6 protein-coding genes are annotated in these 6413 nt (G+C 27.5%); 4 read left to right on the forward strand and 2 right to left on the reverse strand.

From position 1 onward, the window contains the following. Positions 1–254: 254 nt before the first annotated feature. Both NV226_RS03100 and NV226_RS03105 read right to left on the reverse strand, forming a co-directional pair. Complete coding sequence (locus NV226_RS03100; protein ID WP_258210860.1) at positions 255–1550, reverse strand: glucose-6-phosphate isomerase; 1296 nt, start codon at positions 1548–1550, stop codon at positions 255–257. Continuing rightward, positions 1538–1876, reverse strand: a complete 339-nt coding sequence (locus tag NV226_RS03105) for a S1 RNA-binding domain-containing protein (RefSeq protein ID WP_258210861.1) — start codon at positions 1874–1876, stop codon at positions 1538–1540. Before NV226_RS03105 ends, NV226_RS03100 begins: the two co-directional genes overlap by 13 nt. Positions 1877–2043: 167 nt before the next feature. Between NV226_RS03105 and gyrB the strand changes: the two genes are divergently transcribed. From gyrB to NV226_RS03125, 4 genes are all read left to right on the forward strand, one after another. Continuing rightward, positions 2044–3957, forward strand: coding sequence for a DNA topoisomerase (ATP-hydrolyzing) subunit B (gene gyrB / locus NV226_RS03110; protein WP_258210862.1), 1914 nt, complete (start codon positions 2044–2046; stop codon positions 3955–3957). A gap of 65 nt (positions 3958–4022) precedes the next feature. Then, positions 4023–4739, forward strand: coding sequence for a UMP kinase (pyrH, locus tag NV226_RS03115; RefSeq protein WP_258210863.1), 717 nt, complete (start codon positions 4023–4025; stop codon positions 4737–4739). 14 nt (positions 4740–4753) lie between these two features. After that, positions 4754–5305: a ribosome recycling factor gene (gene frr / locus NV226_RS03120; RefSeq protein WP_258210864.1), complete on the forward strand. Its 552-nt coding sequence runs from the start codon at positions 4754–4756 to the stop codon at positions 5303–5305. Between the two features lie 2 nt (positions 5306–5307). Continuing rightward, a complete protein-coding gene (locus tag NV226_RS03125) occupies positions 5308–6243 on the forward strand; it encodes a phosphatidate cytidylyltransferase (RefSeq protein WP_258210865.1) in 936 nt (311 codons plus the stop codon). The last annotated feature ends 170 nt before the right edge of the window (positions 6244–6413 follow it).

Consider the following 6413-nt stretch of genomic DNA (forward strand, 5'->3'; position numbering starts at 1 on the left):
TTTATTTCAAGGATTCTTGCTTATAATTTCAAATCATAAAATCATTAACATTCTTAAGAATGTTAATGGCCATAGCACATTCGGTAGCTAATGCAAATGATTTGAACATATAGGCTTTCCTTTCTTTTTGTAAAATAAATATTTTTTAATTATAAACTATTTTTAAAAAATGCAAGTCAAAAAAATAAAAGTAATTTTCTTTATTTTATATGAGCAAAAATGTGATTTTTTTAAAATCTATTTATTATTAAGATTTATTTTGTTGGTTTTCCTAAAATTTTAAACATATTATTTTTATAAACTTCAACCCCGGGTTGATTAAAAGGATTTACTCCTAATAAATGTGCAGAAATTGCACAAGCTCTTTCAAAGAGCATTACTAGTCAACCAAAAGTTTCTTCTTTACTATCTTCTAATTCAATATGAATGTTAGGGACTTTTCCTTCATTTACGTGTGCAGCTTGTGTAGCTTTAAATGCTGCATTATTAACATAGTGTAAAGTTTTTCCTGATAAATAATTTAATTCATCTAAATTTTCTGCATCTTTTAAAATTTCAATATCATGTGGAACATTTTTAACAGTTAATACTGTTTCAAACAATATTTTTGATCCTTCTTGAATAAATTGTCCTAATGAGTGTAAATCAGTTGAAAAAATTGCTGAAGTAGGTAAAATACCCTTTTCTTCTTTTCCTTCACTTTCACCAAATAATTGTTTCCATCATTCATTAAAGAAAGCATAATTCGGTTCATATGAAACTAACATTTCTGTAGGATATTTTTTACCTAAAATATAACGAGCTACAGCATATCTATAAGCATCATTATCTATCAAGTTATTTTGACCATAAACTTCATTGGCTTTTTGAGCTCCTAATAAAACATTATCAATGTTAATTCCTGCACAAGCCATCGGAAATAATCCTACTGCAGATAAAACACTGAATCTACCTCCGATATCATCAGCAATAACAAATCTTTGATATCCTTCATTTACAGAAATTGTGTGTAAAGCACCACGATTTTTATCTGTGGTTGCAAAAATTAATTTTCTAGCTTGATCCTTACCAACTTTTTCTTCTAAAAGTGATTTTAAAATTCTAAAAGCAATTGCTGGTTCTGTGGTTGTTCCGGATTTAGAAACCACATTAATAGCAAATTTTTTGTCTTTTAAGTACTCAATTAATTGGTACAGATAAGAAGATGAAATTGAATTTCCTGCAAATATAACTTGCATTTTTCTTTCTTCTTTTAATGGATAAAGTCCTTGAATTGCATCAATGGCTGCTCTAGCTCCTAAATATGAACCACCAATCCCAATAACTACTAAAACTTCTACTTTGTTTTCAAAAAGAAATTGCGCAGCTTTCTTTATTTCTTTAACTTCATTTTTATCATGATTTTTAGGTAGATCTTTTCAACCTAAAAAATCACTACCTACAAGGGTTTTTTCTTCTAAACCAAGATGAATATTTGACACTTTTTCTCTAAAACTTAAAATATCATTTTCTTCAACTGCTTTTGATAAATCCAAATTTATTTTTTTCATGAATATATTTCCTCTTCTGCATGTTTTTGTAAGTTTAAAAAACCATTTTTAGTTGGTTTAATTTGATACACAAAAAAATTAGTAATTCTTTTTTTGTTTTTTACAGCTTTATAAGATAAAGTTACTTTCTTTTTTTGAATATTTACTGTTAAAACTTTAAATAATAAAACTTCGCCGACTTTCACTATGTTAGATATTTTTTTAACAAAAAAATCACTTATTTCATTAATAAAAACTACGCCTTGATATCCGGCTTCTAAGTCTACTCAAAAGTGTTTTTCATGAATTGATTTAACAATCCCTTTGACAATTTGATTTTTATTCATAATATAAGCTGAATTATAAACTAAATTAGTAAAAAATTAGTAATTTATAACTAAAGGAATCAATAACAAAAGGCAATTTTAGGCTTGAATGTGGTATAATTTTCAATATTTTGTATTACTAAATAAAGCAATACAAAAAAAGGTTATTTTAGTAAAAGGTGGTATAAATGCCAAATAATTACAGCGCTAATAATATTCAGGTTTTAAAAGGATTGGAAGCTGTTAGAAAAAGACCAGGGATGTACATTGGTACAGTAGGCAAAAAAGGACTACATCACTTAGTTTGAGAAATTGTTGATAACTCAATTGATGAGGCTATGGCTGGTTTTGCTACTACAGTAAAAATTAAAATTAAAAATGATGGTTATATCGAAATTTCAGATAATGGTAGAGGAATTCCTACAGATATACACCCTGAAACAAAAATTTCTACTGTAGAAACTGTTTTAACAGTCTTACATGCTGGTGGAAAATTTGACTCTGAAACTTATAAAGTATCTGGAGGGTTACACGGTGTTGGAGCTTCTGTAGTTAATGCACTTTCTAAACACTTACTGGTATGAATTAAAAGAGATGGAAATAAGTATTTCCAAGAATTTAAAAATGGTGGAGTACCAGTATCTTCTTTAAAAATTATTGATCAAGTTTCAGATAATGATACAGGAACAAAAATTTCTTTTAAACCTGATTTTACTATTATGGAAGAACATGAATTTGATTTCAATGTAATTTCAGACCGCGCAAAACAAACCGCATATTTAAATAAAGGCTTAAAAATTATCATTGAAGATGAAAGAATCAATGAAATTCATGACTTTTGTTTTGAAGGTGGATTAATTGAATATGTACAAGAATTGAGCAGAGGGAAAGAAGTAATTAATAAAGAAATTATTTATGCAGAAGGTGATCACAAAGGTGATGATGGAAATGTAAGAGTTGAGCTGGCTTTACAATGATCCACTGCTTATAATTCAAGCATTATTTCTTATGCTAATAATATTTCTACAATTGAGGGTGGAACACACGAGCAAGGTTTTACAGATTCTTTAGTAAGAATTTTAAATAATTATGCAGAGAAAAATAAATTGTACAAAAATGAAAAAGAAAAATTATCTAAAGAAGATGTTAAAGATGGACTTATTGCTGTTATTTCTGTAAAACATACTGAACCTGTCTTTGAAGGACAAACAAAAAGCAAACTTGGAAATAAAGATGCTAGAACTGCCACAAACAGAATTTTGTCAGAAACTTTAGAAAGATTTTTAGAAGAAAATCCTCAAGAAGCTAAAACAATTATTGAGAGATCATTACTTGCTCAAAGAGCTCGTTTTGCAGGTATGGCAGCTAGAGATGCTGTTAGACGGAAAAGTATTTTTGATATTGGGTCTTTACCAGGGAAATTAGCTGACTGTTCAACTAAAAATGCAGAATTATCAGAACTCTTTATCGTTGAGGGAGATTCAGCTGGTGGTACTGCTAAAATGGGTAGAGATAGAAAATATCAAGCCATTTTACCTTTAAGAGGAAAAGTTATTAATGTAGAAAAATCTAGAATTGATAAAGTGTTTCAAAATAATGAAATTGGCGCCCTTATTACAGCTTTAGGTACAGGTGTAGGTGAAGAATTTAATATTAATAAAATTAGATATCACAAAATTGTAATTATGACTGACGCCGATGTTGATGGAGCTCACATTAGAATTTTACTTTTAACTTTCTTTTATCGCTACTTCAGACCTTTAATTGAATATGGTTTTATTTATATTGCTCAACCACCTTTATATAAAATATCTTATGGTAAGAAATTTGCATATGCTTACACAGATACACAAAAAGAAAAAATCTTACAAGATATTACTTCGAACGTAGAAATACAAAGATATAAAGGACTAGGAGAAATGGACGCTGAACAATTGTGAAAAACAACAATGGATCCAGAACAAAGAAAAATGCTCCAAGTACAAATTGAAGATGCTGCTAATGCCGACTTAGTTTTTTCAACTCTTATGGGTGAAGAAGTCGCACCAAGAAGAGACTTTATCGAAAAAAATGCAAAGTATGTTAAAGAAATAGATTTCTAATATTTCTCCATTTTTGCATTTTTTATTTAAAATTAGTCATTGGACAGTTATTTGAGGGAGTAAAGATGAAATACAAAAGAATATTATTGAAACTTTCAGGGGAAAGTTTGGCAAATAAAAGCAAATCTTTATCAATTGATTATCAATTAGTAAAAAAAATTGCTAAACAACTAAAGGAATTGGTTAATCAAGGAATTGAAGTGGCTATCGTTGTTGGGGGTGGAAATTTTTGAAGAGGAGCTTCTGCAGAAAAAAACGGTATTTCTAGAAACAGAGCTGATTACATCGGGATGCTTGCAACTGTAATGAATGGGCTTGCATTACAATCAGGTTTTCAATCAGAAAATTTAAAAACCAGAGTTTTATCATCAATTAATTTTGATAAAAGAGTTTGTGAATATTACATTAAAGAAAAAGCTAATAAATATTTAAATAAAAAAGAAATTGTTATTTTTGTTGGAGGCACAGGAAGACCTTACTTTACAACCGATACCGCTTCAACACTATTTGCTTCAGAAATTGAAGCTGATGTTATTTTAGCTGGTAAAAATAATGTGGATGGCGTTTATGAAAAAGATCCTAATATCTATCCAGAAGCAAAACATTTTATTGACATTAGTTTCGATGAAGTTTTAAGACAAAATTTAAAAGTTATGGATTCTACAGCTTTTTCAATGGCTAGAGATAACAACATTGAATTATTAGTTTTTGATATTAATAAAGAAAATTCTATTAAAGATGTAATTGACAAAAAAATTAAATTTACAAGAGTTCATAATTAAAAAAAGGATAAAGTATGGAAATTCAGATATATAAAGAAATGTTTGATGATGAAGTAAAAAAAGGTTTGGATCATTTCCAAAGAGAAATGAATAAAATTTCTACAGGTAGAGTTAATCCTCTTTTAATCTCTCATATTAAGGTTTCATATTACGGTGAATTAACTCCAATTGACCAAATTGCTAATATTTTAATTCCACAAGCACAACAGTTATTGGTTAAACCTTTTGATATTAATTCTGTCAAGGATATCACAGCAGTTTTAAATGATGCTCAAATTGATGCTCAAATTGCCAATGAAGGAAATCAAGTTCGCTTAACATTCCCACAAATGACTACAGAAAGAAGAAAAGATCTAGTTAAAAAACTAGGAAAAATCAGTGAAGAGGGAAAAGTAGCAGTACGCCTTGCAAGACAAGAAATAATAAAAGATATTAAAAAAGACGAAGAACTTTCTGAAGATCAAGAAAAAAAATATCTTGAAGAGATTCAAAAAGTTACAGATAAATTTGTTGAATATATAATTCAACAAACAAAAGAAAAAGAAAAAGAAATTTTAACAATATAAAAATGAAAATAAAAATCACCAAGAAAATACAAAAAAATAAATTATTATTAAGGACTATTACAACCTTAATAATTCTTTTATTTTTTATCACTTCATTTTTTATCACTGGATATTTAAAAATGGGTGGAAGAATATATGGTGTTATTTTTTATGCTATTTTGTGTTCTATTGGTATTTATGAATTTGTTTCACATTCAGAAGTTAAAAAAATATTTGTTTTTTATTATATTATTTTAGGTTTAATATTATTATTTCTACCATGACATGAATATTTCTATGTCATGATTAATCAAGGTTCAACTAAATATATGTTTATTGAACAATTAAAACATTGATGAATTTACTTAATAATAATCATTGGATCTGCATTTCCTTTTTTGTTTTTAATACAAAAAAAAGATTTAAAATTTATTACTAAAAATTATTTATTAAATCTCTTCGCAGTATTAACTTTTCCAATTTTTATTAAATGATTATTAATAATCAATACTATACCAAATGAAGGTGTATATATTTTGTTGTATATCGGTTTAATTACAGCTACAACAGATACTTTAGGTTTATTTGGCGGCATGCTTTTTGGGAGAAAAATTTTTAAGAGAGGTTTTGCTCCTAAGCTATCACCGAGAAAATCATGAGAAGGTGCTATCATCGCATGATTTTTTGCAGTTTTTGTAGTAGTTTTTATTGGTTCATTTTACATTAATAAACTACTTTTTCTAGAAGAGAATCAATTTTTATTTTTCAGTATTTCAACAATTGTTTTGCTTCCTTTAGCCTCTATTTGGGGTGACCTACTATTTTCAAAAATTAAAAGAACATTTCATGTTAAAGATTTTTCACAATTAATTCCAGGCCATGGTGGTTTATTAGATCGTTTTGACTCAACTTTTTTAGTAACTTATACTTTTGTTTTTTTGATAATTTTTTTTAATTAAAAGTTTAAAAATGTGGAAAACTTTTTTAAACTTTTAAACCTTTGCACCTTAAAAGTTTTTAGGCTTTGAAGGTGCATTTTTTAAACACTTTTAAGTTATTTTTAAAAAAATATAATGTGGAAAACTTTGTGAATAGTTTTAATTTTTAACAGTATTTTTTCTGTTTCTTA

Origin of the sequence: Mycoplasma iguanae (assembly GCF_024722375.1) — a bacterium.
Taxonomy (GTDB): Bacteria; Bacillota_I; Bacilli_A; order Mycoplasmatales; family Metamycoplasmataceae; genus Mycoplasma_M; species Mycoplasma_M iguanae.